23 protein-coding genes are annotated in these 25102 nt (G+C 67.6%); 12 read left to right on the top strand and 11 right to left on the bottom strand.

Annotated elements, in window-relative coordinates; translation table 11 throughout:
* Positions 1 to 18: 18 nt before the first annotated feature.
* The 4 genes from nagA to L8G49_RS04535 are packed head-to-tail and all read right to left on the bottom strand — an operon-like array spanning position 19 to position 4070.
* Positions 19 to 1176, bottom strand: a complete 1158-nt coding sequence (gene nagA / locus L8G49_RS04550) for an N-acetylglucosamine-6-phosphate deacetylase (protein WP_242182748.1) — start codon at positions 1174 to 1176, stop codon at positions 19 to 21.
* Positions 1173 to 2243 (bottom strand): SIS domain-containing protein, encoded by a 1071-nt coding sequence (locus tag L8G49_RS04545; protein WP_242182746.1) that lies wholly within the window; start codon positions 2241 to 2243, stop codon positions 1173 to 1175. Before L8G49_RS04545 ends, nagA begins: the two co-directional genes overlap by 4 nt.
* Before the next feature lie 49 nt (positions 2244 to 2292).
* Positions 2293 to 3030, bottom strand: a complete 738-nt coding sequence (locus L8G49_RS04540) for a copper homeostasis protein CutC (protein ID WP_277923101.1) — start codon at positions 3028 to 3030, stop codon at positions 2293 to 2295.
* Between the two features lie 32 nt (positions 3031 to 3062).
* Positions 3063 to 4070, bottom strand: a complete 1008-nt coding sequence (locus L8G49_RS04535; protein ID WP_242182744.1) for a N(4)-(beta-N-acetylglucosaminyl)-L-asparaginase — start codon at positions 4068 to 4070, stop codon at positions 3063 to 3065.
* A 171-nt stretch (positions 4071 to 4241) separates the two neighbouring features.
* Here L8G49_RS04535 and L8G49_RS04530 point away from each other — a divergent pair, with 171 nt between their 5' ends.
* The 3 genes from L8G49_RS04530 to L8G49_RS04520 all read left to right on the top strand — a co-directional run bounded on the left by L8G49_RS04530 (position 4242) and on the right by L8G49_RS04520 (position 8413).
* Positions 4242 to 7313 carry a TonB-dependent receptor gene (locus L8G49_RS04530; protein ID WP_242182743.1) on the top strand — a complete coding sequence of 1024 codons (3072 nt, stop codon included), beginning with the start codon at positions 4242 to 4244 and terminating at the stop codon, positions 7311 to 7313.
* A gap of 288 nt (positions 7314 to 7601) precedes the next feature.
* Entirely contained in the window at positions 7602 to 7895 is a 294-nt protein-coding gene (locus tag L8G49_RS04525; RefSeq protein ID WP_242182741.1) for a hypothetical protein, read from the top strand.
* 35 nt (positions 7896 to 7930) lie between these two features.
* A complete protein-coding gene (locus L8G49_RS04520; RefSeq protein WP_242182739.1) occupies positions 7931 to 8413 on the top strand; it encodes a hypothetical protein in 483 nt (160 codons plus the stop codon).
* A 45-nt stretch (positions 8414 to 8458) separates the two neighbouring features.
* Here the strand turns inward: L8G49_RS04520 and L8G49_RS04515 are convergent, their stop codons facing one another.
* Positions 8459 to 10552, bottom strand: coding sequence for a FecR family protein (locus L8G49_RS04515; protein ID WP_242182737.1), 2094 nt, complete (start codon positions 10550 to 10552; stop codon positions 8459 to 8461).
* 189 nt (positions 10553 to 10741) lie between these two features.
* On the opposite strand from L8G49_RS04515, the gene L8G49_RS04510 reads away from it, so the two are divergent.
* Together L8G49_RS04510 and L8G49_RS04505 are read left to right on the top strand one after the other, a co-directional pair.
* Positions 10742 to 12370, top strand: coding sequence for a ShlB/FhaC/HecB family hemolysin secretion/activation protein (locus tag L8G49_RS04510; protein ID WP_242182735.1), 1629 nt, complete (start codon positions 10742 to 10744; stop codon positions 12368 to 12370).
* On the top strand, positions 12370 to 14676 hold the full coding sequence (locus tag L8G49_RS04505; protein ID WP_242182733.1) for an EAL domain-containing protein: 2307 nt from the start codon (positions 12370 to 12372) through the stop codon (positions 14674 to 14676). Before L8G49_RS04510 ends, L8G49_RS04505 begins: the two co-directional genes overlap by 1 nt.
* Before the next feature lie 18 nt (positions 14677 to 14694).
* Here L8G49_RS04505 and L8G49_RS04500 read toward each other — a convergent pair whose 3' ends face one another.
* Positions 14695 to 14991, bottom strand: coding sequence for a hypothetical protein (locus tag L8G49_RS04500; protein WP_242182731.1), 297 nt, complete (start codon positions 14989 to 14991; stop codon positions 14695 to 14697).
* A 394-nt stretch (positions 14992 to 15385) separates the two neighbouring features.
* Between L8G49_RS04500 and L8G49_RS04495 the strand changes: the two genes are divergently transcribed.
* The 5 genes from L8G49_RS04495 to lysA all read left to right on the top strand — a co-directional run bounded on the left by L8G49_RS04495 (position 15386) and on the right by lysA (position 18953).
* On the top strand, positions 15386 to 16429 hold the full coding sequence (locus tag L8G49_RS04495; protein ID WP_242137807.1) for a rod shape-determining protein: 1044 nt from the start codon (positions 15386 to 15388) through the stop codon (positions 16427 to 16429).
* Between the two features lie 140 nt (positions 16430 to 16569).
* Entirely contained in the window at positions 16570 to 16842 is a 273-nt protein-coding gene (locus L8G49_RS04490) for a hypothetical protein (protein ID WP_242137806.1), read from the top strand.
* A gap of 35 nt (positions 16843 to 16877) precedes the next feature.
* Positions 16878 to 17399: an SAM-dependent methyltransferase gene (locus L8G49_RS04485; protein ID WP_242182729.1), complete on the top strand. Its 522-nt coding sequence runs from the start codon at positions 16878 to 16880 to the stop codon at positions 17397 to 17399.
* The gene (locus tag L8G49_RS04480) at positions 17396 to 17656 is read left to right on the top strand and encodes a hypothetical protein (protein ID WP_242137804.1); all 261 of its coding nucleotides are present in this window, start codon (positions 17396 to 17398) and stop codon (positions 17654 to 17656) included. Before L8G49_RS04485 ends, L8G49_RS04480 begins: the two co-directional genes overlap by 4 nt.
* Positions 17649 to 18953 carry a diaminopimelate decarboxylase gene (lysA, locus tag L8G49_RS04475; RefSeq protein ID WP_242182727.1) on the top strand — a complete coding sequence of 435 codons (1305 nt, stop codon included), beginning with the start codon at positions 17649 to 17651 and terminating at the stop codon, positions 18951 to 18953. Before L8G49_RS04480 ends, lysA begins: the two co-directional genes overlap by 8 nt.
* A gap of 268 nt (positions 18954 to 19221) precedes the next feature.
* Here the strand turns inward: lysA and L8G49_RS04470 are convergent, their stop codons facing one another.
* Positions 19222 to 20070, bottom strand: coding sequence for an oxidoreductase (locus L8G49_RS04470; RefSeq protein ID WP_242182725.1), 849 nt, complete (start codon positions 20068 to 20070; stop codon positions 19222 to 19224).
* A gap of 145 nt (positions 20071 to 20215) precedes the next feature.
* Here L8G49_RS04470 and L8G49_RS04465 point away from each other — a divergent pair, with 145 nt between their 5' ends.
* Positions 20216 to 21223, top strand: a complete 1008-nt coding sequence (locus tag L8G49_RS04465; protein WP_242137901.1) for an NAD(P)-dependent alcohol dehydrogenase — start codon at positions 20216 to 20218, stop codon at positions 21221 to 21223.
* Between the two features lie 95 nt (positions 21224 to 21318).
* Here L8G49_RS04465 and L8G49_RS04460 read toward each other — a convergent pair whose 3' ends face one another.
* The 4 genes from L8G49_RS04460 to L8G49_RS04445 all read right to left on the bottom strand — a co-directional run bounded on the left by L8G49_RS04460 (position 21319) and on the right by L8G49_RS04445 (position 24177).
* Positions 21319 to 22101 carry a glycoside hydrolase family 75 protein gene (locus L8G49_RS04460; RefSeq protein WP_242137801.1) on the bottom strand — a complete coding sequence of 261 codons (783 nt, stop codon included), beginning with the start codon at positions 22099 to 22101 and terminating at the stop codon, positions 21319 to 21321.
* Positions 22098 to 23081, bottom strand: coding sequence for a polysaccharide deacetylase family protein (locus L8G49_RS04455; protein ID WP_242137800.1), 984 nt, complete (start codon positions 23079 to 23081; stop codon positions 22098 to 22100). The genes L8G49_RS04460 and L8G49_RS04455 overlap by 4 nt, the downstream gene beginning before the upstream one ends.
* Before the next feature lie 97 nt (positions 23082 to 23178).
* Positions 23179 to 23421, bottom strand: a complete 243-nt coding sequence (locus L8G49_RS04450) for a hypothetical protein (protein ID WP_242137799.1) — start codon at positions 23419 to 23421, stop codon at positions 23179 to 23181.
* 108 nt (positions 23422 to 23529) lie between these two features.
* Entirely contained in the window at positions 23530 to 24177 is a 648-nt protein-coding gene (locus L8G49_RS04445) for a murein L,D-transpeptidase catalytic domain family protein (RefSeq protein WP_242182723.1), read from the bottom strand.
* A 265-nt stretch (positions 24178 to 24442) separates the two neighbouring features.
* On the opposite strand from L8G49_RS04445, the gene L8G49_RS04440 reads away from it, so the two are divergent.
* A complete protein-coding gene (locus L8G49_RS04440) occupies positions 24443 to 25042 on the top strand; it encodes a L,D-transpeptidase family protein (protein ID WP_242137797.1) in 600 nt (199 codons plus the stop codon).
* The last annotated feature ends 60 nt before the right edge of the window (positions 25043 to 25102 follow it).

The raw sequence follows: 25102 nt of genomic DNA, 5'->3' as shown, positions 1-25102 counted from the left end.
AGGCGGCACGCGCCGTTATCAGGCTGGAACGATGTCGCGGCGGGCGGTTGCGGCAACCGCGCCGCCAATCGTCGTGGTATGCGGCTGGAACCCCGTGTCGAGGATGACCCAATCCGCGCGCTGGCCGGGCGCAAGGCTGCCCCGTACCGCCGACAGCCCGAGGAACGCAGCCGGGTTGGTCGCCGCCATGGCCGCTGCCTGTTCCGGCGCTACGCCAAGGTTCAAGACGGTGTTGCGCACCGCGCGCGCCATGTCGAGATCCGATCCAGCCAGCGTCCCGTCGGCCCCGACGCAGCGCCCGCCCTCGACGTGAATCGCGCGACCCTGCAGGACGAAGTCCTTCACCTGCGCATTCACGCATGGCATCGCGTCGGACACCAGCATCATCCGGTCGAGCGGACGCGCCCGCAGCGCGACGCGGAGCACCGCATCGTCGGCATGGAAGCCATCCGCGATCAGTCCGCAATACACCTGCTGGTCATCCAGCGCCGCGCCCACCACGCCCGGCGCGCGATGCACCAGCGGCGACATCGCGTTGAACAGATGCGTCACCCCGGTGATCCCCGCGGCAAAGCCGTCCCGCGCCTGCGCATGGGTCGCATCGCTGTGGCCGAGACTGACGCGCACGCCCGCACGCGCCAGGGCGGTGATCCGGTCGAGCGGCGCGATCTCCGGCGCGAGCGTGACCATGACGCGGCCACGGCGCGGCCTGAGCAACACGTCCATCAGCCGGTCGTCGAGCGTCCCGAAGTGTTTCGGGTCGTGGATGCCCTTGCGCGTCACGTTGATCACCGGGCCTTCGATATGCGCGCCGACGACTCCGGGGACGCCCGCCGCGATTGCCGCGTCGGTCGCGTCGAGCGCCTGCGCGATCGCATCGGTCGAATCGCTGATCAGCGTGGGCAGATAGGCGGTGGTTCCATAGGGGCGATGCGCATCGCCGATCGCCGCAATGCCTGCGACGGTCAGCGCATCGTTGAACAGCACGCCGCCCCCGCCATTGACCTGCGTGTCGATGAACCCGGGCATCATCCACCCGCCATCGAGATCGGTCGCGCCGGCCGCCGCACCGTCGCGCAGGCCAACGATCACGCCGTTCTCGACGTCGATCGTCACCGCATCGCGGACTCCGCCCGCGGTGACGATATGGCCGTTCACGAAACTGTACGAAGTCATAGCGTCCGGGTTACCTTGCTGAGATGGCTCGGCGCGTCGGGATCATAGCCGCGCGCACGGGAAAGGGCATCTGCCATTCGGTAGAAGCTCTGGATCATCAGGATCGGCTCGATCGCCGGATCGGCCCTGGCGGCGGGAACGGCCGTCGCGGTCTGCGTCGAACCGTCGGCGCGGGCATCGGCAAGGCACGCCTTGGCGCCACGACCGGCGAATTCCGCCGCGACAGCGCGAACGTCATCCCCGACGGCATCGGACGTCGCGAACGCGATGATCGGAAAGCCCGGGCCGACGATCGCCATCGGTCCGTGCCGCACTTCGGCCGAACTGAACGCCTCGGCATGGAGGCCGCAGGTTTCCTTGAGCTTGAGCGCTGCCTCCTGCGCCACCGCCAGGCTCAGGCCGCGTCCGATGACGAACAGGTTGGTCGCATCCTGCAGCGTGTCCCCGACCGGTTGCCAGTCGAACCCCCAGGCCCGGTCGAGCAACTTGGGCAGCGCGATGACGGCATCGGCAAGCGACTCGTCGAGCGACCATTCGGCGACCAGCGCGGCGATCGCGGCCAGCGACGTGATGTACGACTTGGTCGCGGCCACCGATCGCTCGGTGCCGGCCGACAGTGCGATCAGCGTGTCCGCCATCCCGGCGAGCGGGGACGTCGTGTCGTTGACCATCGCGACGACGTGCGCCCCGGCAGCCTTTTGCGCAGTGACCGTGGCAAGCAGGTCCGGGCTGCGGCCGCTCTGCGAGATCGCGATGCACAAGGCGTTCCCCGGCGCCGCCGGTGCCGCATAGACCGACGCGACCGATGGCGCGGCGGAGGCGACGAGAATGCCGATCCGCGTTTCGATCAGATATTTCGCGTAGGTTGCGGCGTGGTCGGACGACCCCCGGGCGCAAGTGACCACGACCGACGGCGGCGCATCGCGCAGCAGTTTGCCGAGGCGGACGAACGCCGGGCCGTTCGCGGCAAGCATCCGCTCGACCGCGGCGCTGGCTTCCGCGGCTTCCTGGAACATGAGCGTGGGTGCCCCGGGGGCGGTCGCTGCATCAGGATTGGTGTCGTACATGGCCCGTCCGTTCAATTCGCTCTGAGCGTAGGTTATATATTGGTACTGCTCAAGCAAGGAAATGGATGAGGCGAGCGAGTTCCGCGACGCGATCGGCATCGGTTTCGCCGCTGTCCGCGGTGACAAACCCGAAGCGGCGTTCCGGCGTGTCGTCCGCACCGCGGCGAACGGTTCGGCATGAGGCGTGGAGTTCGCCGATCCCGGCGGCGAGGATGGCAGGGGCGGTCTCGCTGTTGATCCCGCTTCCCGCCAGGATGGTGATCCTTCCGGCGGCCTGGGCATGCAACGCTGCCAAGGTCGCCACGCCCTCGATCGCGCGGGGCATCCCACCGGAGGTCAGGATCCGGTCGAAGCCCAATGCGATCGCCAGCTCGAGCGCGCCACGCGGGTCCGGGACGAGATCGAAGGCGCGGTGCAGGGTCACCGCCACGCGCTCGCCCCGCGCATTGCCCAGCGCCCTGGCGTGTTCGATCAGCCGCGCGAGCACGGGGGCGTCGAGCGTTCGCTGCGGCGTGCTGGCACCGATCACGACCCCGGCGAGGCCCGCTTCCGCGGCGGCGCGCACGTCGTCTGCGATCAGCGCCTGTTCGGCGCCGTCGTATTGGAAGCCCCCGGCGCGGGGGCGGGCCAGCAGGTGCACCGGCAGTGGCGCCGTGGCGGCCGCCCGGATCAGCGATCCCGGCGGCGTCAGGCCGCCAACCGACAGCGCGGCACATAATTCGATCCGGTCCGCGCCGCCTTCTGCCGCCGCCTGCAGTCCCGCGATCGTCTCGACGCAGACTTCCAGCGTGGCGCCCGGGCGGCGCCGCGAGCCTGCGGCTACGCCTGGAATAGCGACGTTCCCTTGTGAATCGTGGTCCGTCCCGCCATGTCCGTGACCGCGTAGGTAAATCCCGGGAGCAGGCAGAATGCTCCGACGTTACCGCGCGGATCCAGCGCGAGAAACCCGACCTGCACGCCGCGAATGGCGTTGCCGCGCAAGCTGGCGATGTGCTTGACCACTTCCTCGCACGCGGCCTGGGCCGATTTCCCGGAGCGCATCGACGCGACGACGCGCGCGGTTCCGGCGATCCGCGTCACTTCCTCGCCGAGCCCGGTCGAGGTCGCCGCACCGACGCCAGCCTCGACATACAGCCCGCTGCCGACCTGCGGCGAATCCCCGACGCGACCGCGCATCTTGAACGCCATGCCGGATGTCGTGCAGGCGCCGGCGAGACGACCGTCGGGATTGCGGGCGAGCAGGCCGATCGTGTCATGGTCGAGCGCGCCCCCCGGCGTCCGCGCGCGGCGGTTCTCGCTGTTCGCCTCGGGGCGATAATGCGCGGTCGTCAGCCAGTCGCGCCACGCTTTCTCGGCCTCGGGCGTGAGCAGGTTACGCTGCGGGAAGCCCTGTGCCCGCGCGAACCGTGTCGCGCCTTCGCCGACCAGCATCGTATGGGGCGTCTGCTCCATCACGCGCCTGGCGACGGAAATGGCATGCACCGTATCTTCCAGCGCCGCGACCGCACCGACGTTGCCGGCATCGTCCATGATCACCGCATCCAGCGTGACGTGGCCGTCGCGGTCGGGATACCCGCCGTACCCGACCGAATGGTTTGTCGGATCCGCTTCGGGGACCATAGCGCCCGCCTCGACCGCGTCGATCAGCGAGGCGCCGGCCGACAGCCGCGCGAAGGCGGCATCGTTTGCCGCCGCGCCGAAATCCCATGTCGACAGGACGCGCGCTCCGCCGGCACCCGCCGCGGTCGTGCGCGCCAACGCCTTGGCTGCGGGCAGCACCCCGATCATGCCAGAGGCGAGCGCGAGCAACGAACGTCTACTGGTCATGGCGCCCCCCGATACATCCTACTGATGCGATCATGCCACACGTCGCGAAAATGCCACAAGAGGTATTATTTGGTATTGTTTAGGTGTTGACCAAATCATTTTTTAAATGGAACCTTATGGCATCTGGCAGTCACGCGAAAAGCGGGCGTCTGCATCAGGCGGGGATAATTTATGCCGTTCAAGAATTCCGTTTCAGTAACCGCCATGGGCGTTGCGCTCGCCTTCGCGGTTCCGGCCCATGCGCAACAGGCGGATCCGGCCGCGGCGGTGCAGGCGCCCACGACCAGTACGCCCGATGCCGCGGCCGATCCGAGCGTCGCCACGGAAACCAAGGCGAACATCATCGCCGGCCGACCGGCACCCGCGGCAAACGACGGCGATATCACGGTAACCGGTACGCGCATCACCCGTCCCAACATGGCATCGGCCGCGCCGATCACGTCGGTCACGGCGCAGGACATCAAGGCCCAGGCACCGACCAACGTCGAGGACGTGCTCAACCGCCTCCCGCAGGTCGCGCCGGACAGCCAGCAGACCTATAACGATTCCGATGGCCGCCAGCGGATCAAGCTGCGCAGCCTGGGCTTCGAACGCACGCTGGTGCTGATCGACGGCAAGCGGCTCGGGACGCAGAACGGCCAGGACGTTGGCATCATCCCGCCGTCGTTGCTGGAGCGGGTCGACGTGCTGACCGGCGGTGCCTCGTCGGTCTACGGATCGGACGCGATCGCGGGTGTCGTCAACTTCGTTCTCCGCAAGGACTTCGAAGGGGTGCAGATCGACGGCAACTACAATTTCTACAACCACGAGAACAAGGACACGGTGGTTTCGCCGCTGGCGCGCGCGGCGGGCTTCTCCAGCCCACGCGGCCTGATCAACGACGGTGGACGTGGTGACGTTACCCTGACCGTCGGAAAGAAGCTGTTCGATGGCGCTCTGCGGATCAACGGCTTCGTCAATTACCGCAAGACCGACGAAGTCGGGCTGACCGACCGCTCGAACTCGGGCTGCTACATCACCCAGTTGCAGGCCAACGGTCCGCTGTCCTGCGGCCTGACGCCGAGCAGCTCGACCAGCGGCCTGATCACGTCGCAGACCGGTGCCACGCAAGGGGCGCAATATGTCAACAATCCAAACGGCACGCGCACCTTCGTGCCGTTTGGCGCAGGGGTCGGCAACGCTTCCAACTATTTCAGCGGCTACGCCTACCAGCGCCCGTCCGAGCGGGTGAATGCCGGCGGCTTCGTCAGCTACGACGTCGCGCCGCATGTCGAACTCTACGCCTCGGGCATCTGGTTCCGCGACAAATCGTATAACAATTATCCTACGATCGCGAGCGGAACGGTGCAGGTCAACTGCAACAATCCGTTCCTGTCGGGCACGCAGGCCACGGCAATCGGCTGCGGCGCGGGTACCACGAGCGTCCCGATCGGCCTGAACTATCGCCTGGGCGAGAATACGGACCGGCCGGACACGTACGTCAACACCGGCGTCCGTCTGACCGGCGGCGTCCGCGGCAAGATCGGCTCCGCGTGGACCTATGATCTGGGCGGCGTCTATGCCCGCAATCATCAGGATTACACGCCGAGCTTCGTCAACGCGACCAACCTGCAGAATGCGATCAACGTCGGCGGGACGCGCGCCGCGCCGACCTGTGCCGGAACGAGCGATCCTGCCTGCGTGCCCTTCGACGCCTTCAGCGCAGGCAACACCGATCCCGCGCTGATCAACTATCTGTTCGGTACCGGCACGTCGGTCACCACCGGCACGCTGTACGACGTCCTTGCCAACGTCAGCGGTGATCTCGGCAAATATGGCATCACATCGCCGTTTGCCGACCAGGGCGTCGCGATTGCGCTCGGTGCCGAGTATCGCAAGGACACGCTGAAATCGAGCGCCGACAGTGCCTATCGCGCTGCGCTCGGCGGCAACAATTCCTTCCTCAGCCAGGACGTCTGGGAAGGCAATATCGAGGCGCAGGTCCCTCTGGTCGAGCACAAGCGCTTCGCCGAACTGGTGCAGCTCAACGGTGGCTATCGCATCTCGAAGTACAGCAGCAATTCCAGCACCTTCAACACCTGGAAGGCGGAGGGCATCTATGCGCCGATCAAGGATCTGACCTTCCGGGCGTCGTTCAACAAGGCGCAGCGCGCGCCGACCGTGGTCGAGATCCGCCAGGCCACCAACATCGACTTTGCCTCTGGCGGTTCGGGCTCCTTCCAGGATTTCTGCGCACCCACCGTCACCAATGGTCCCAACGGCACCACCTATGGCGCACCGATCGCCTCGCGCGACGTCTGCCGCGCGACCGGCCTCTCGGACGCGCTGTACGGCAGCCAGACGTTGCTCTGCACCAACGGGACCACGCCGAACGGCACCAGCGCCTGTACGGTGCGCTCGGGCGGGTTCACGTCCGAGCCGGAGACGGCCTACACCCAGACCTACGGCATCGTGGTCAAGCCGCGCTTCGTCCGCGGCCTGGTCTTCTCGGTCGACCGGTATCGGATCAAGATCGACAACTCGCTCGGTTATAATGATTACAGCTATTATACCGATGGTTGCCTGCGCTCGGGCGGCGACCAGTTCTTCTGCCAGGGCATCGTGCGCAATCCCGGCACCGGCACGCTCTATTCCTCGGCGGCCTCCAATCCGACTACCGGCTTCATCCGGCAGGGCACGACCAACTATTACACGTCGATTGCGCGCGGCTATGATTTCCAGGCGCAATATTCGCTGTCCCTGAAAGCCATCGGCAAGATCGACTGGAGCTTCAACGGCTCGCTGACCACGTTCGCCGGTGGTCAGGATTCCCCGCTGCAGCCGTCGCGCAATTGCGCGGGCTATTACGGCAATGGCTGTGGTCAGTTGATCCCCAAGTGGAGCCACGGCCTGCGCACGACCTACACGACGCTCGACAAGGTTTTCGCGGCGTCGTTCAACTGGCGCTACGTCGGGTCGTTGACCAACGCCAACAATTCCGGCGATCCCGCAATCGGCGGCACCGCCGACCGGGTCCTGACCAGCTATTATCGCGTGGCACCGATCAGCTATTTCGATCTGGCGCTCAATTTCGCGGTGACGAAGAAGCTTTCGATGCGGCTGATCGCGAACAACCTGCTGGACAAGACTCCGCCGATCGTACCGGATTCGTACAACATCAGTCTCGCGCGCAGCAACACCATCCCGCAGCGGTACGACTCGCTGGGACGCAACATCGCCGTCGGTTTCACGGCCAACTTCTGAAGACGACGGGTGGGAGCGTTCCGGCGCTTCCACCCCGACTCGCGGCCGGCGGCTGGCCAGCCGACGGTCCGAACGACGTTCGCCCGAGCGGCGTCGTCGAGAGCACGGCGGTGGTGCCGCTTCGCCGGCCTACGGAATGCTCCAATATCGAGCAAATGGCGCGTTTGAAGCAGCAACTAGAACAGTCGCATCCGATCTGATGCCATGGTGTTGACCATAAGGTGCCTTTGAGACCTCATGACGGTGTCGAAATCAATCGACATCAATCATAGGATCGGAGATCGCATCATGTCAGCGTGTGCAATGCTATCATATGGCAATGTCACGGCGTCAGCGTGGCAATGCATCAAGAGCGCGGCCGCGTCGCACGGCGTGACCATCAACACCAACAGCGGTAGTGTAACGGTCAGCGGATTTACTTTTGCGTGGAACTATAATCCGGGTGCATCGACGCTGTCGGTCCAATGTACCGACAGTCCCTGGTTCGTTCCGTGCAGCACGATCAACAGCCAGCTCAACAACGCCATCGAAGGCTGTCTGACCCAGGAGAAACTGGAGCAAACGATCCTGGTCGACGTTTGAGGGCCGGTTTCGTGCAGGAAGATCGCGCGTCCGACTTGGCGATGCTTTCCGCCGCGCTGAAGCGGATCCTCGATCTTCCTGACATTGCGGACACCGTGGTGGAACGGGCCGCTGCCGATCCGTTGTTCCTGAATCGGATGATGGCCGTCCGGGACGATGCGTCCGCCGTACGATCCATGATGGCGACGGTAACCGGAGCGCTTCCCAAATGGACCGCCCCGGCGACCTGTGTCGCGATCCGGCACCTGAGCTCGGCGATCGCGCGATGGGCCGCCGTAGGGTTCCGACCGGTCGACGTGCCGACGCTGGAGGCGCGCGTCGCGGCATGCCGGCGATGTCCGCACCTCGCCGAGCCGGGCCAGATCCTGCAAAAGGCCGTGGCGGGCAGAGGGGGCAAGATGTGCGGGCTGTGCAGTTGCGCGGTGGAGAAGAAGGCGTTTCTCCCCACTGAACGGTGCCCGGCACCCGATCCCGAACGGCCCGGCCTCAATCGATGGGGCGACCCGCACGTCGTCTAGGGTGACGCGGCGAGATCGCTCGCATCCGCCCCGCGTCGTCCCGGGTCATTTGAACAACCCGAGCGCAAGGCCCTTGCCATTGCCCTTGAGCAGACCCTGCGCCGCCTGCGAGACGGCGTCGACGACGGTCTTGGCGGCATTGGCGGCCGCAGCCGCCGCGGCATCCGCGGTCGCCTTTGCGGCCTGCGCCGCTTGTTCCTGTTGCTTGGCAAGGTCGGCGGCGGCTTTCGCGGCGTCCTTGGCCGCCGCCTTGGCGCCGTCATCGGCGGCCTTCGCGGCCTGATCGCTGGCGGCCTTGGCGGCGTCCTGCTGGGCCTTTGCCGCGTCCTTCGCAGCCTTTTCAGCGGCCTTGTCCGAGGCGGCCTTCGCGGAGTCCTTGGCCGCCTTGTCCACATCGGCTTGTGCGGCATCGGCGGCGGCCTTGGCCGCGACCTGGGCAGCGTCGTTCGCCGCCTTGGACGCCTGTGCCGCCACGGCGGCCGCGTTGCTCGCGGCCTTGTCGGCGGCATCCTTGGCGGCTTGCTCCGCGGCCTTCGATGCGGCGGCGGCCTGGTCGGCGACGGCCTTCGCCGCATCCTTCGCGGCCTTGTCCGAATCCGCGCGCGCGGCGTCTGCGGCGGCCTTGGTGGCGTCGTCGGCCGCCTTGGCCGCGTCGCGCGCGGCCTGATCCGCCGCAGCCTGCGCCGCTGCATCGGACGGGGCGCTCGCTGCATCGCGCGCGGCCTTGGCGGCGTCGCTTGCCGCCTTGTCCGATGCCGCCTGGGCCGCGGCCTTTTCGGCCTGCTTGCTGGCGCGTTCGGCGTCCGCCGCAACCGCGGCGTCGGCTGCCTTTTGCGCGTCGGCCAGGGTGCTTGCGGCGGCCGCGGCGGTGGCAGCCGCAGTGGCGCTGTCCTGCGCCGATCGATCGGCGGCGGCGCGGGTGACCTCGTCCGACAGGCGAGCGGCGGCGGCGGCGGCCGCCTGCGCTTGCGCCTGGATCGCCGCCTTGGCGACCCGGTCGGCGTCCGCACGCGCGGCCTGGTCCGCCGCTGCCGCGGCGTCGCGTGCGGCCTGGTCGGCGAGTGCCTTGGACGACGCCGCATCGGCCATGCTGGTCGCCTTGTCCGCGGTGGCGCGGGCCGAAGCCTCCGCCGCGCGCTGCGCGGCAGAGGCGGCATCGACGGCCGCCTTGTCGGCATCGGCCTTGGCCTGTGTCGCGGCGATCGTTGCGTCGCGTTGGCGTTGCGCGGCGGCGTTGGCCTGGTCGCGCGCGTCCTCCGCCGCGATCGCGCGGTTGGCGGTTTCCACCGCCTTGACGGTCGTGGTCGACCCTTCGGTCGCGATCCGGGTTGCGCTGGCCAATTCGGCAAGGTCGGTCGCCGCGGTCTGGCCACCGATCGTGCCGTTGACCAGCCCGCCGGTCACGGTCGCGAGCGATACCGGCGCCTCATAGACGGCGGCGGCGATCACCGCCGCGGTTTCTACCACGGTCGGGGCGGCGCTCGGCGCTGCGGCCGGCGCGCCGGTTCCGTTTTCGGCGGCGGGTGCGGTTGCGGGGGCGGTCGGCGTGACGGCGGCGGGGGCCGCGGGGGAGACGATCACCCGGGCCGCGCCATTCCCTTCGACGCGCATCCGGTAACGGTCGCCCGCGCCCACCATCGCGACCGAGCCGGGCTTCAACAGGTCGTGTGCGCCGCCATCCCTGGTCGCGACGTCGACCGCGCCTTCCAGCACTTGGACCGATGCCCCGGCCGACGTGACGCCAACCGAGAAGGTCGTGCCTTTGACGACGGCGGCGAGATACGGCGTCTTCACCTCGAAATGCGGGGTCATCTTTTTCTTGATCATGAAGACGACGTTGCCGAAATCCTCGACCATCTGCGTAAAGCCGTTGGCCTGCACCGCTTCGGGCAGGCGCAACTGCGAGCGGGCGGCGACCATCATATATTCGGTCCCGCGGACGAGGACGGCACGGCCGCCGGGCCCAGTCGTCACCGTGTCGCCCGCACCGATCGACAGACCACGCGTCGCGATCTTCGATAAACCGCCATGCCCGATCTGCACCGGGCCACTGGTTTCGCTGACGGTCCAGCCGGGTTCTCCGGCCAGCGCTGCGGACGAGCAACCCGCCACCAAAATCGCGATCAATCGCTTGCGCACACGTCACTCCAACCAGACCTTTGACACCGTCCGATAACGACGCAGAGCTTTGCGATTGCGTTCAAAAATCCGGTGAATCCAGCGTTATCCCTTTTAGAAATCAACCTTTTGCAAAGGCTTGGCCGATATCGACGGGGGATCAGAGAAGGATTTCGAATGCGTTTTGGGGCAGCTTGCGGATTTGTTGGCGTGACGGCCGCCGTGTGGCCGGGGGCGGTGGCCCAGGCGCAGACACGGTTGAATCAGGCGGACCCGTCGATCCTCGAGCGGGCGTTGCCACGGCCCGGTCAACCCGAGAGCGCCCCCGAAACACCCATCATCACCGGCCCCGCGGCACACGTCGCGCCGCCGCTCGAGGCCGCGCCATGGGTCGCGGCCGCGATCGTCGTGGATGGTGCGCCGGAGGTCCCGCGCAGCGCGTTCAGTTCCGCGATCGTGCCGTATATCGGGCGGAATCTGGCGCGCGACGATCTCGCCGCGTTGTCCCGCGCGGTTGCCGATTCGGCGCGCAAGGCGGGGTTTCCGTTCGCGAGCGCATATGTCGCCCCACAGGCTCTCGCCAGCGGCGTTCTGCACGTCCGCCTGGACGCCGGCACCATCTCGGCGGTCCGCGTGATCGGCGCGGTCAACGCGCTTGCCGACCGGATCCTGACGCGGGCGCTGGTGACCGGGCAGCCGGTTCGGCGCGAAGCCCTGGAGCGCGCGATCCTGCTCGTCGGCGATATTCCCGGGGTGTCGGTCAAGACCAGCCAGCTCATTCGACAGGACGGCTTCGGGATCCTGCTGGTGACGATCGCGGAAGACCGGCTGAGCGCCTATGCGCAAGTCGACAATCGCGGCAGCAAGGAGATCGGCCCGATTCGGACGACGCTGCTGGCAAACGCGCGCGGCGTGTTTCAGCCGGGCGACGAACTGGGCCTGCTGTCGTCGCAGACGCCGTTTCAGCCGTCCGAATTCGTCTTCGTGCGGGCGCGCTACAGCGCGCCGGTGGATGCGGACGGCAGCGTGCTGTCCGCCTCCGCCTCCTATGGCCGCGCCAACCCCGGGGCGGCGCTTTCCGCGCTGAACGTCGTGGGGGAAAGCATCGATGCGGCGGTGCGCGCATCCACGCCGCTGGTGCGAAGCCGGACGCGCAGTCTTTGGGCGAACGTCGAGTTTCGCGGATTGCGGAGTGACCAGACCTTGCTCGGCAGCGCGTTCCGCAACGACCGGCTGGCAACGCTGACGGGTTCGGTGAACGGCTCGACCGCTGCGGGCGGGGGCGTGCTGACCGGCGAAGTGGCGATGGTGGTCGGCTTGCCGATCCCGGGTGTGACGCACGAAGGCGATGCGCGAACGTCGCGAAGCGACGGCGATGCCCGCTTCGTCACCTGGGGCTATGCGCTCGATTGGGCCAAGCCGCTGGCCCGGCACTTCAGCCTTGTCCTGTCGTCCGAAGCGCAACTCGCGTCGCGTCCGTTGCTCGCCACGATGGAGATCGGGGCGGGCGGCCCTGCGTTCGGGCGTGCCTATGACTATGCGGAGCGCACCGGGGACGACGGGATCCTTGGGGCGGGGGAGTTTCGGGCGGATGCCGGTGCGGTGCTGCCCGGTATCATCGACCGATTGCAGTTCTACGGATCGATCGATGGCGGCTATGTCGGCAACCTGCGCGATGGGCGGGGCGGGGGCGCCCTGCTGTCGACCGCGACGGGGCTGCGGCTCGGTCGTGTACGCGTCGACGGGATGGTCGAACTGGCGTTCCCGCTCAACGCAGACCGGTTCGATACCGGCAACCGCAATCCGCGCCTGTCCTTTCGACTGTCCCGGGTGTTCTGATGCAACGCGCGCTCGTGCGGGAGGGGCGGCGCTGGTCGAGCGCGGTGATCCTGGCAGTCGTCCTGCTCGTGGGAATCGTTCTGGCGTTCAGCCCGACGGGCGCGGCGTTCGACCGGATCCTGTCGTCCGCGCGTTTCGGCGTGGTCCACCGCGCGGCGAGCGGCCGCGTGCTGGTGGTCGAGATGGATGCGCAAAGCGCCGCGGCGATCAAGCGCTGGCCGTGGTCGCGCGCCAATTATGCCGCCGTGGTCGACCATTTGCGCGCGGCGGGCGCGAGCTCGATCGTGTTCGACGTCGACTTGTCCTCCGCATCGGACGCTGCCGGCGACCAGGCGCTCGCCGCGGCGCTGGCCCGGGCCGACGGTAAGGTCGCGCTCCCCACGTTCGGTCAGTCGGCGAACTCGCGGCAGGACCGTATCGTCGATGCGCTGCCGATCGCGCCGTTGCGGCCACACGTCGCGCTGGCGTCGGTCAGCATCGCGCCCGACCCGGACGGGCAGGTGCGATCCATGCCGTTTGCGACGATGACGGTGGGAACGCCCCGCCCGTCACTATCGGCCTATATCGCGCAACGCTCGGGAACCGCGGGCGCGGATTTCCCGATCGACATGGCGATCGATCCTGCAACGATCCCGCGGCTGAGCTTCATCGATGTCCGCGACGGACGGTTCGACCCGCAAGCGGTGCGGGGCCGCAACATCCTGATCGGTGCGACCGCGATCGAGATGGGCGACCGCTATGCGACCCCGCAATGGGGGGTCATTCCCGGGGTCATCGTCCAGGCCATCGCCGCCGAGACGCTCTTGCGCGGCGTGCCCGTGTGGGGATCGTGGATCGTGCCGTTCGCGCTGGCCCTGCTGAGTGCGCTGGGGATCGTGCGTTTGCGTTCCGGGATCACCCTGCTGATCGGCACGATCGCGGCGCTAGCGGGCATTCTTGCCATCGTATTGATCGCGCAGCATTGGGTGCAAGTCACCTATCCGTTGTGCGCGGCGCTCACGATGGTTGCGCTGACCGGTGCGGCCTGTGGTGGACGCGAGATCGCCGGCCGTTTCCGCACCCAGCGGCTGTTCGACGAATCGACCGGCTTGCCCAATGCGCGATCGTTGCTGGCGCCGGTTGCGCAGGATATGGCAACCACGCTGGTGGTGGCGCAGCTCAACAATCACGACAGCCTGCTCGCGGTGCTCGGGTCGGAACGCGTTGGCGACGTCATCCTGCGCGTGTCCGAGCGGCTTGCGCTGATCGCTCAGGAGCAGCGGCTGTATCGCACGGCCGACCGGCACCTGGCTTTCCTGCTCCCGTCCGGCGAACCGGTCGACGATAGCCTCGATGGTCTGCGCGCGCTTCTGCTCCAGCCGGTCGAGGTGGCTGGGCGCCGGGTCGACGTTGCCGTGTCGATCGGGGTCGCCACCGGCCAGAGCGCCAGCCGGGAACGCCTGCTGGTCGATGCGGCGCTCGCGGCCGACGCGGCGTCGCGCGCGGGCGTGTTGTGGCGGCACAGCGTGGTCGACGACCAGGACCTGGAACGGTCGATCTCGCTGATGGGCGATCTCGACGCCGCGCTGGAAGCGGGGCATGTCGAGGTGTTCTATCAACCCAAATACCACCTTGCGCTTGGCCGCATCACCAGCACCGAGGCACTGGTGCGGTGGCGGCATCCCGACCACGGTTTCATCGGCCCCGACACGTTCATTCCGCTGGCCGAGCGGACCAACCGGATCGGGCCGCTGACGCTGCACGTGCTGCGCAGCGTGGTGCGCGATCTGGCGGACTGGCGCGTGAGCCACGGGTCGATCACCGCAGCGGTCAATATCTCGGCCAAGCTGTTGTCGGATGCGGCGTTCAACGCCACGGTCGCGGACATTCTGCGCACGTCGGGCGTCCCCGCGACGGCGCTGATCTTCGAAGTGACGGAGTCCGCCGCCATGTCGGATCCGGCCAGCGCGATCGCCGCGCTCGAACGTTATCGCGCGCTCGGCATCGCAGTGTCGATGGACGATTACGGGACCGGGCAATCGACGCTGACCTACCTGCGCCAGCTGCCGTTGAGTGAGCTCAAGATCGATCGCAGTTTTGTCCAGCATGCGCACCGCAACCGCAACGACGGCGTGCTCGTCCGCTCGACGATCGAACTGGCGCACGATCTCGGCCTCAAGGTCGTGGCCGAAGGCGTCGAGGATGCCGACTGCCTGGCGTTCCTCAAGGCCTGCGGATGCGATGTGATCCAGGGCTATTTCATCAGCCGTCCGGTCCCGCTGGCGCAGTTCCTGGCGCTGCTGGAGGACGACGCGATCGCCGCCTGAGACCCGGGCGGGATGCCGTCAGCGGCGCGCCGTCGCGACCGGGTCGCGCTGCGGATCGTGGATCTGGATCCCGTCCCGGGCCCATGTCGCGCGAGCGCGGCAAAGATCGCCAGCGTTCCGCGGCGTGGGATCGGCCGGCGCCGGATCGGCAAACGCACGGAGGCAATAGACGTCGCGCGTTCCGGCGTATTGGACCCGGTACGCATCGGTGACAGTCCTGCGGTGATGCGCGGCCGATGCCGTTGCAGACCATGCCAGCGCCACGCTTGCGGCGGCAACCAGTGCGAAATGTTTCATGCAGGTCCCGATCGACATTGCGCACCGACCATTCGGGGCGCTGCCGATGGCAATGCGATTAGTGTGCCATTTGCCTAACACACAGGGATCGGGGAATATCGCGGAAGAGCGCAGGATCGATGGTTTGGGAGGTTCCCCCAACATGTCGCACGGGGTACCAATGTTCGTCGATCCGTGGGGGTGCATGACCGTACCCCCCCGCTGCGCAGCTGAGACGAGGCCGATCCGATTGCGCCGTCGGATGAACGGTGGCATCGTTGCGACCAACGGCCCGGCGAAGACGACGGAACGCCGCCAACGGTCGTTTTGACGCAGACGGGCTTGACCGCCCGCGTACTGGGGACCACGGCGAAGGACATTCCGTTCGCCCCGGGGGGCCTGTACTTCCCGACGTTTTGAAGATTGTATGCCCATGCGCTTGTCTCGCCTGTTGTCACCTTCCTCCAGCGACCTGGCGATCGACCTCGGCACCGTGAATACCGTCATCTACCTGCGCGAAAAGGGGATCGTCCTGAACGAACCCTCCGTCGTCGCGCTCGAGACGCTCGACGGTGTGCAACGCGTCCGCGCGATCGGCGCGGAGGCCAAGCTGATGCTCGGCAAGACCCCGGACGCGATCCGCACGATCCGCCCGATGCGCGACGGCGTGATCGCGGACATCGATGTCGCCGAACAGATGATCAAGCATTTCATCGAGAAGGTGAACGGCGGGCGCAACTGGCTGTCGCGCGGGCCCGAGATCGTCATCTGTATCCCGTCGGGCGCAACCCCGGTCGAACGCCGCGCGATCCGCCAGGCGACGATGAACGCGGGAGCGCGCAAGGTCCATCTGATCGAGGAATCGATGGCCGCCGCGATCGGCGCGGGGCTCCCGGTCGCCGAGCCGATCGGCGCGATGGTGGTGGATATCGGCGGCGGCACGACCGAGGTCGCGATCCTGTCGCTCCGCGGGCTCGCGTACAGCACGTCGGTGCGCGTCGGCGGAGACCGGATGGACGATGCGATCGCCTCCAGCATCCGCCGCAAGCACAATCTGATGATCGGCGAGGCGACCGCCGAGCAGATCAAGTTCGCGATCGGCACCGCCCTGATGCCCGAGGATGGCGTCGGCAAGGAAATGCGCGTGCGCGGACGCGACCTGCTTAACGGCGTGCCGAGCGAGATCACCGTCAACCAGGCCGAGATCGCGCAAGCGCTCGCCGATCTGGTCGGGCAGGTGATCGAGGCGGTGCTTTCCGCGCTCGAGAAGACCGAGCCGGAACTGGCGGCGGACATTTTCGATCGCGGGATCGTGATGACCGGGGGCGGGAGCCTGCTCGCCGGGCTCGACACAGTGTTGTCGGAGGCGACCGGGCTGCCAGTGATCGTCGCCGAGAACGCGCTGACCTGCGTCGCGATCGGGGCAGGGCAGGCGCTCGATGACCAGGTGTTCCAGGGCGTGCTGACGACCGCCTGATCTATACGGGGTCTTTATGCCTACCCCGCCGGATCGATCTCGAACCTTAATGCGCGGCAGGCCTATCTGAAGGCCAGCCCGATCGCGTGGCCGCCGGGTTTCATCGGCGGCGCGGCAGGATCGGGCGCAGGAGCCGTGCCATGCTTTCGACCATCGATCCGGAGCCCGACCAACCCTCGTGCGTGCTGAAAGTCGGGCAGGATACCGCGGGACACTGGCTCGTCCAGGATAGCGGCGGACGCCTCGAGGGACGCTTCATTTCGCAGGCCGCGGCGATGGCGTTTGCGCGCAGCGAAGGCCATTCGCTCCGCGGCGCGACCATCGTGCGCGTCGAAACCCCGCTCGTCCCGACGATCTCGTTCGCGCGGGTCGAGCCGTGGGAAAATGCGCAGCATCTGCGCCACGCCGCCTGATCGCGCCGGCACGCCTCATATTCCAGGACAATTCCATGACTCATCTGGCTGATCATTGCGTCGCCGCGCCCGTCCGCGCGCGCGCCGTCCCAGGACCGCGTCGGACGTCGCTCGCGCGGCATTCCGCGCCGTCGCGCGATCCGCGCTGGTCGGCGGTGTCCGCCGCGCTGTCCGCGCTGCGCGCGCGCAACCGCCGGAGTGTGCGCATCGTCGATGCCGACTGCGGCCGCGGTACGCTGTTGCTGTGCGCGGTGCGTCATGCCCGTGCGCTCGGCTTCACCGCGATCGAGGCACGTGGGATCGACACCGCGCCGCGCGACGTCGCGCGGGCGCGGGTGACGGCCGCACGATTGCACGATCCCGCCATTGGCATTGCGTTCGAGACGGGGGATCTCGTCGCGGCGCTGGAGACGGAATGCGCGCTGCCTGCCGATATCGTGCTGTGGCACGGCCCGTCGGGCGACGTCGCGGCGGCGCGCGTGGTCGCCTGCGCTGGACGGACGTTGATCGCGGACCCCGCTGCCACGGACGTCGGCGCCTTGGGGAAGGTGGCATGACCCAGCGCGATATTGCGTGGCGCAGCCTGGGGGTTGCGCTGTTCGTCGCGGGGGCGGCGATCGGGGTGAGCAGCCGGCTCGGGGAAAGCTCGGTGCCGGGACTGGCCGGGTTCCTCCTCGCGCTGTTCGGGTTCGTGCTGGTCGTGCAGGGCAAGCGCGTTCCCGCCGCCTTCCGGGTCGAGCGCAGCCGCCACCGCAGCCTGCCCCAGTCGATTCATGCACGCCGGTCCCGCCGGATGGACGGGCGCCGTGGATAAACCAAGTCGGCCCGCGGAGCCGTTCGCGCTGCACGACGGCGTGCTCCATGCCGAGGGCGTTCCGCTGCCGGTCATCGCGCGGGCGGTTGGCACACCGGCCTATGTCTATTCGAGTGCCGCAATGCGGGCCGCTGCGCGCGCGTTTTCTGCGGCGCTCGCCGGCGTTCCGCGCAAGCGGCTGGCGTTTGCGGTCAAGGCCAACCCCAATCTGGCGGTGCTGCGGCTGCTCGCGGCGGAGGGCTATGGCGCCGATATCGTCTCGGGCGGCGAGATGCTCCACGCGCTCGCGGCCGGAATGCCCGCCGCCGCGATCGTCTATTCAGGGGTCGGCAAGACTCGCTACGAACTCGCCGCCGCGCTGGATGCCGGGATCGGCCAGTTCAACCTCGAGTTGGAGGAGGAGGGGCAGATGCTCGCCGCGCTCGCCTCGGCACGCGGGATCCGCGCGGCCGCAGTGCTGCGCGTCAACCCGGACGTCGATGCCGGGACACACGCCAAGATCTCCACCGGACGCAAGCAGAACAAGTTCGGAGTCGCCTGGCAGGATGCCGCCGCGATCTACGCGCGGCTTGCGGCCTTGGATGGGCTCGACCTGCGTGGGATCGCGATCCACATCGGCAGCCAGTTGAGCGACCTCGGTCCGCTCGAAATCGCCTATCGGCGCGTGGGTACGCTGATCGCGACGCTGCGCGCGGCGGGGCACCGGATGGACCATGTCGATCTGGGGGGCGGGCTCGGCGTTGCCTATGCACCTGCGGACGCTGTGCCGAGCGTTGCAGCCTATGGAGCGATCGTCGAGCGCGTCACGCGCGATTGGGGCGTCACGCTGACGTTCGAGCCGGGCCGCTTCATCGCGGCGGCGGCGGGCGTGCTGCTGACCGAGGTGACCTGGGTCAAGCCGGGGGCGACGCATCCTTTCGTCATCGTCGACGCCGCGATGAACGACCTCGCACGGCCCGCGCTGTACGACGCGTTCCACGACTTCGCGAGCGTCGTGCCGACGGGGGGACGGATGACCGCGAACATTGCCGGCGCGGTCTGCGAAAGCGGGGATACCTTCGCGACCGCGCGCGAGATCGACTGCGTGCGTGCCGGGGATCTCGCGGTGTTCAAGACGGTCGGGGCCTATGGCGCGACGATGGCGTCGACCTACAATTGCCGCGCGCTGGTGCCCGAGGTGCTGGTCGATGGCGACCGGTTCGCGGTGGTGGCGGAACGCGTGTCGCCCGAGGCGATGCTCGGGCACCAGCGTCTGCCGTTCTGGATGGCGCCGGTCGCGCCACGGCGTGCGGCGTGATGAAGCGGGTGCGGCTGCTGCTGCCGCGTCGCCCAGCGGAGCAGGAGGATGATCACGCCCGGCGCGCGCCGCCACGGCCGCGGATTTCGGGCCGGCTGTCACTGACCTGCGGGGGGACGGAGACGGACGTAAAACACCGTGGCGGCGGTTGACGCATTCCCCCCAGTTGCTGCGCGGGCAGGAACCCGGGCGTTCCGGACGCAACGTCTGTCACCGTCCTCAACCCTGGGTTCCTGTCATCACACGAATGCGCGGCAAGTAGCCGCGCTCAGCCTTCCGGAAAATCCGCTGCCAGGCTCGCGTCGCGATGCTGCTCGATCTCGGTCAGGCGCGCCTTTAGCTTGTCCGTCACCATGTCATACCCCCATTTGCCGAGCACCAGGTGCCGCGGCGGGTTGGGATCGACCGTCAGCGCGATCATCGCCTCGCCCGCGCGGACGGGGTCGCCCGCCTGCTTGCCGCTCCCGCTGCGCGTATCCGCAAGGCGCTTGGCGGCGGTGTCGGCATAATCGGCGATGCGGCTCTCGGTCTGCTGGAGCGATCGGCCGGCCCAGTCGGTGCGGAACGGCCCCGGCTCGACACAGCTGACGTCGATCCCGAGCGGCCCGACCTCGGCGAGCAGCGCGTCCGAGAAGCCTTCGACCGCATGCTTCGATGCGGCATAATAGCCCGACCCCGGAAAGCCGACGAACCCCGCGACCGAGGTGATATTGATGACATGCCCGCTCTTCTGCGCGCGCATGTGCGGCAGCACCGCGCGCGTCATCGCGAACAGGCCGAAGACGTTGGCGTCGAACTGGTTGCGGATCTCCGCCTCGACGCCTTCCTCGATCGTGCTCTGATAGCCATAGCCGGCATTGTTGACGAGCACGTCGATCCGCCCGAACTTCTCGGCCGCTGCCTGCACCACCGCGTCGATCTGGTCTTGCTTGGTCACGTCGAGCGCCAGCGCGAGGACGCGGTCGGGGGCGGCGTCGGCGAGGTCGGCGACACGGTCGGCGTCGCGCGCGGTCGCGACAAGGCGCCAGCCGCGATCGACGATCAGCTTGGCGAGATCACGTCCGAAACCGGTCGAGCAACCCGTTACCAGCCAGACGGGGGATGGGGAGAAGGTCATGCGCAGATACTCTTGCTGATGCAGGATGGGTTCGGCGACACAACGGCCGATCCGCCCGGGAGTTCACCGCTTTTATGGGAGCGGTCCCAGTCCCGGGGCGTTGAGCGCCCAGCGACGGGCCGGTGTGCCCGCAAAGGAGATCATGATGCGGACGATGATTGTAGGCAACCCGATGAACCTCGACCAGCTGGCAGCGGGCGAACGCGAGGATCCGGGGCAGCCGGGACCGGGCGAGATCCGCGTCAAGGTGCAGGGCAGCTCGCTCAACTTCCATGACCTCGGCGTGGTGACCGGACGGATGGGCGAGGCATCGGGGCGGATTCCGCTGGCCGATGGCGCGGGCACGGTCGAGGCCATCGGCGCGGACGTCAGCGAATTTGCGGTCGGCGACATGGTCGTGTCGTGCTTCTTCCCCGATTGGCAGGACGGTACGCCGACCGTCGGCGATTTCAGCCGCACCCCCGGTGACGGGATCGACGGCTTCGCGCGCGACGCGGTGGTATTGCCGGCGACCGCATTCACTCGTGCGCCCAAGGGCTATGACGCGGTCGAGGCGGCGACGATCACCACCGCCGGGCTGACCGCATGGCGCGCGCTGGTCGTCGACGGCAAGCTAAAGGCCGGGGATACCGTGTTGCTGCTCGGCACCGGCGGGGTGTCGATCTGGGCGCTGCAGATCGCCAAGATGATGGGCGCGGTGGTCGCGATCACCTCCTCCTCCGACGAAAAGCTCGCGCGCGCGAAGGCGCTGGGGGCGGACTTCTGCCTCAATTATGGCACCACGCCGGGATGGGGCAAGGCGATCGCCGATTGGACCGGCGGACGCGGGGTCGATCATGTCGTCGAGGTCGGTGGCCCAGGTACGCTCGCGCAATCGATCGAGGCGGTGCGCGTCGGCGGGCATATCTCGCTGATCGGCGTGCTGACGGGCGGTGCGGGCGAGGTGCCGACCGCGGCGCTGATGTCCAGGCAGGCACGCCTGCAGGGCCTGATCGTCGGTAGCCGTCGCGAGCAACAGGAATTCGTCCGCGCGCTCGACGCCAGCGGGATCCGGCCGGTGGTCGATCGTCGCTTCCCGCTGGAGCAGTTGGCGGAGGCCTTCCGCTACGAGACGAGCGGGGGGCACTTCGGCAAGATCGGGATCGAAGTGTAACGGGGTAGAGCGCGATGTCCTCGGTCGGGGTGGCGAACGCTGCCGTCACCTCGGCCTTTGCCGGGGTGACGGGCTGTTACCCGCCATTCGATGCGCTATCCGTTGGATTGAAACGCCTGCCAGCGTCGCAGCCCTTCTTCGCGCACGATCTGCGCGATATTGGCGGGGGTGACTCCCTCGCGCGCGCTGTGCGGGAACAGCACGGTGGTGACGTCGCCGCCGATGCTCTCCATCCGCTCGATCACGCGGCGGCACGTTCCCGCGTTGCTCCGCGCGATACACAGTTCACGCCCCAGCGCGCGGTGCAGCGCGAGCGATCCCTCGCCCAGTTTCTCGAACGGTCCGGTATCCGCGACGATCACCGGGATCGTCCGGCCATGCGCGATCACCACGCCGAAATCGCCGACATCGACCCCGGTCAGCTTGGTGAAGCGTCCCTTTTCGTCATGCGGCCCCTCCCACGGAATGACCACATAGGGGATCTTGTCCGCATCGACCGGGATTTCGCCACCCTTGCCGTCGGGGAGCATCAGCGACGTCGGGCATTGGTCCATCGCGCCATGATCGGGGCTGCATGCGAACGGCGATCCGTCGAGATCGACCGCGAGCTTCGCGACATAGGCGATCGCCCCGCCCGGCAGGCGGCGGAGCGCGGTGACCGCGTTCGGGTCGTTGCGGCAGCCATGGACGGCATGGCCGTGGAAGCGGTCGGCACGGTCGCATACGCCGAATTCCTGGCGATAGGATTCATCGAGCGGTTCGCCGGCAGGCAGCGCGACACCCGCCGGCCAGGGGGAGGGCGTTGCCTGTACCGGGACCGATACGGTTGCCACGCCCAGCGTCAGCATAAGGCCAACGAGAAGACCGCGCCCGCTCATGACGCCGCCGCTGCGCGGGGATCGGTCGCGCCCTCGAGCCGCGCATCGTAGGTCGCGATCGTCTGCGGTACGGTCGGGACCGAGCCGTACGGCAACGACCGGTGGAGCGTCAGCGCCCAGCGGTCGAGCCATCCGTCGCCATTGGGCCCGACATAGGTATCGGGAATCGCATAGGCGGGATCACGCATCGCGGTATCGAGCGGGACGACCCGCAGATGCTGCGCGCGCAGGATCGCGGCGAGCGAGTCGATGCTCGCGGCGTTGAGCCGGCTTGCGTGAAGCAGAAAGACGAACGCGGGCTCGCGGCCGAGCAGCGCGCGCCCGGCTTGCTGATACCAGGCCACGATCCGGCGGGTAAAAGCGAGATAGGCCTGCTGGATCCGCCGCGCCTCGGCATGGTCGCCGCGCGCCATCGCGTCGTCATATGGCGCGGCGAAGCGCCAGTCGGAATTCTCCATCGTCACCGGCGCGACGCGATAGCCATGCGTCCTGAGCCAGCCTTCGAACCGTTGGCGCGCCGCCATCGTCAGCCCGGTTTCGAGATAGGGATACCGGTACCACCGCTCCTGCCGCCCGCGCGCGCCGAGCAACGCGGACGTTTCCTGCGCGCCGTGCGCGACGTCCGCGATATAGGCCTCGACCGGGACCGCATTGAGCGACAGGTGCGAATAACTGTGATTGCCGAGGTCCATTCCGGCATCGAGCCAGCGCACGAGCAGCTGGACGCGTTGCGCATGGTCGGGCGCGGCGAGCTGGACCTCGTTGACGAAGCCGGTTGCCTTGAAATGGTTGCGCCTGAGGCCGGCGAGCAACGTATCGGTGACGACCGCGCCATCTGCGGCCGAGGTCATCTTGCCGAACACCGGAAGGTCGTCGAACGTCAGCGCGACGGTGCCCGCCGACGCGGGGACCGTGCTCAGGCCGAGAGCAAGAGCTGTCATCATCCGCAAGCCACTGCGGATCGTCCGTTTGCGCGCCATGGTCAGCCTCCGGATAGCGTAGGAGCGGCCCCACGCCGGCTCCGTATTCCCCGCGCGAGCGAATTGGACGAAACGGGCGTGGGGACGATGCCGGACCTTAGCGGTGCGCCGCGTTGGCCTGTGCGGCGGCGGCGGCCTTGGCCTTGTGCTTGTAGTAATAATGCGCGGTCACGCAGCCCGCCGCGGCGCCGGCGATGGCGTGATGGTGCGCGTAATGGCCCGCAACGCCGCCGGCAACCGCGCCGCGGATGCAGCCCTTGGCAGAGGCAGGCGCGTCGAGTGCCACGCCGCTGACGGCAAGGGCGGCGACAGCGAGCGCTGGAGCAAAGATCTTGTACATGAAATCCCTCAACACTGGTGGATTCCAATCCTGCGCCGGCATCGATGACGACGGACCATCACCCGCATGAACTTCCTGTCATGCTGCGGCCAAACCGGCCCGGTTCGCTCAGACCTTCGCCGAGTAGATCATGCGCCCCTGGCCAAGCCGCGCGAACACCTGGTCGAGATCGCCTTCGCTGACCGCGAAGCAGCCCTGACTGCGACCGAGCTGGCCATGCGTACGCACCATGTCGGGGTCCGCATACCATGCCGAGTGCACGACCAGCGCGCGCTGGAGCGCGTTGCAGTTGGTCGAGTCCAGCCCGACCAGCCGTTGCGAACGGCCGTGCTTGCCAACGTAATAATCGGACGCGACGAACGCGCCTTCACTGGATGCGTTCGAACCCTGGCTGTTCGAAAAACGCTGCAGATAACCGGTGTGCGACGGGTCGCTGCCGCTGCCATGCGCGACGAGCAGGGTCGTGGCCATGCCGTTTGCCATGTCGACGAGGTAGAAGCGCGGCTGTGACGACGGCAGCGAGAAATCCGCGATGGCGATACGATCGTGATACGGAATTTGCGAACCATGGCGCTGCAAGGCAGCGAGCGCATGGCGAAGCAGATCGGGACGCACGACCCGCCGTGAGGCGAGCGGCTGGATCGTCGCGGGCGCCGGGCCGCGCGCGAAAACGGGCGCCTGCGCCCGTGCGGGAACGATGGTCGAGGCGCCGAGCAGCGTCAGCGCAGAGCCGCCGAAAGCCCGGCGCGTAAGCATAAGAGGTTGATCTTGCACGGTTTGGAACATGTCCCTCAACGTTGGATGGTAAATTCTATAGCATGGAAATGGGTATCGGTGTCTTAACCGACACCATTAGATCCCGTTCTTGACCGGGTTCCATCGTGAGTCCTGGGCACTTCGTCGCAAAGTGGGACGGATTTTGGCTTGGAGCAAAAGTCAACCCGTCGCGTTGGAGATCCATCAACGAGTCGCTTGCGGTTTCGCGAGAATTTCCGGCTTAATCCTGATCTAGAGGTGCGACATGGTCTCGATCCATCCGCGCCGCGGCCTTGCCGTCGCGGTGATCACTGTCGGCTTGGCCGTGTTGCCCGTAGCGGTGCAGGCGCGCACTACCGTGCCGACCAGCGACGCTATCGCGACCATGACGGCGGGGGATTACCTGTGGAGCAACGCCGCGATCGAAGCCTCCGGAGTCAGGATCGTGGTCAGCCTGTTCGACCAGAAGCTGTTCGTCTATCGCGGCAACCGGCTCATCGCCGTGTCTGCCGTGTCGACCGGCAAGGAAGGGCATGAGACGCCAACCGGCGAGTTCACGATCCTGCAGAAGGAGGTCGATCACACATCAAGTATCTATGACGCTGCGCCGATGCCGTTCATGCAGCGACTGACGTGGGACGGCGTTGCGATCCATGCGGGGCGCGACCCGGGATATGCGGCGTCGCACGGATGCGTTCGCGTGCCGATCGCCTTTGCCAAGCGGCTGTACGGCATCACCAGACTTGGCGCGCGGGTCACGGTGACCGATGAATCGGTCGAACTGGCGATGCCGGTTGACGGTGCGGGCGATGATGGGGGCACCGATACCAGCCCGGTTGTGACGCCCGTGGCCTATACTCGGTAGCGCGCCGTAAAGGCTTTCCTGCGTTGCCGGTGGGCGGGAACCGGCACAAACCTGCCTGTT

Origin of the sequence: Sphingomonas sp. CARO-RG-8B-R24-01 (genome assembly GCF_022662295.1) — a bacterium.
GTDB lineage: Bacteria > Pseudomonadota > Alphaproteobacteria > Sphingomonadales > Sphingomonadaceae > Sphingomonas.
This window is presented reverse-complemented; position numbering and strand designations above follow the sequence as displayed.

Excerpts from the sequence above, each read along its gene's own strand:
- nagA (WP_242182748.1), bottom strand. The coding sequence starts at position 1,176 with ATGACTTCGTACAGTTTCGTGAACGGCCATATCGTCACCGCGGGCGGA.
- L8G49_RS04545 (WP_242182746.1), bottom strand. The coding sequence starts at position 2,243 with ATGTACGACACCAATCCTGATGCAGCGACCGCCCCCGGGGCACCCACG.
- L8G49_RS04535 (WP_242182744.1), bottom strand. The coding sequence starts at position 4,070 with ATGACCAGTAGACGTTCGTTGCTCGCGCTCGCCTCTGGCATGATCGGG.
- L8G49_RS04530 (WP_242182743.1), top strand. The coding sequence starts at position 4,242 with ATGCCGTTCAAGAATTCCGTTTCAGTAACCGCCATGGGCGTTGCGCTC.
- L8G49_RS04525 (WP_242182741.1), top strand. The coding sequence starts at position 7,602 with ATGTCAGCGTGTGCAATGCTATCATATGGCAATGTCACGGCGTCAGCG.
- L8G49_RS04505 (WP_242182733.1), top strand. The coding sequence starts at position 12,370 with ATGCAACGCGCGCTCGTGCGGGAGGGGCGGCGCTGGTCGAGCGCGGTG.
- L8G49_RS04500 (WP_242182731.1), bottom strand. The coding sequence starts at position 14,991 with ATGTCGATCGGGACCTGCATGAAACATTTCGCACTGGTTGCCGCCGCA.
- L8G49_RS04495 (WP_242137807.1), top strand. The coding sequence starts at position 15,386 with ATGCGCTTGTCTCGCCTGTTGTCACCTTCCTCCAGCGACCTGGCGATC.
- L8G49_RS04490 (WP_242137806.1), top strand. The coding sequence starts at position 16,570 with ATGCTTTCGACCATCGATCCGGAGCCCGACCAACCCTCGTGCGTGCTG.
- L8G49_RS04485 (WP_242182729.1), top strand. The coding sequence starts at position 16,878 with ATGACTCATCTGGCTGATCATTGCGTCGCCGCGCCCGTCCGCGCGCGC.
- L8G49_RS04480 (WP_242137804.1), top strand. The coding sequence starts at position 17,396 with ATGACCCAGCGCGATATTGCGTGGCGCAGCCTGGGGGTTGCGCTGTTC.
- L8G49_RS04470 (WP_242182725.1), bottom strand. The coding sequence starts at position 20,070 with ATGACCTTCTCCCCATCCCCCGTCTGGCTGGTAACGGGTTGCTCGACC.
- L8G49_RS04465 (WP_242137901.1), top strand. The coding sequence starts at position 20,216 with ATGCGGACGATGATTGTAGGCAACCCGATGAACCTCGACCAGCTGGCA.
- L8G49_RS04460 (WP_242137801.1), bottom strand. The coding sequence starts at position 22,101 with ATGAGCGGGCGCGGTCTTCTCGTTGGCCTTATGCTGACGCTGGGCGTG.
- L8G49_RS04455 (WP_242137800.1), bottom strand. The coding sequence starts at position 23,081 with ATGGCGCGCAAACGGACGATCCGCAGTGGCTTGCGGATGATGACAGCT.
- L8G49_RS04450 (WP_242137799.1), bottom strand. The coding sequence starts at position 23,421 with ATGTACAAGATCTTTGCTCCAGCGCTCGCTGTCGCCGCCCTTGCCGTC.
- L8G49_RS04445 (WP_242182723.1), bottom strand. The coding sequence starts at position 24,177 with ATGCTTACGCGCCGGGCTTTCGGCGGCTCTGCGCTGACGCTGCTCGGC.
- L8G49_RS04440 (WP_242137797.1), top strand. The coding sequence starts at position 24,443 with ATGGTCTCGATCCATCCGCGCCGCGGCCTTGCCGTCGCGGTGATCACT.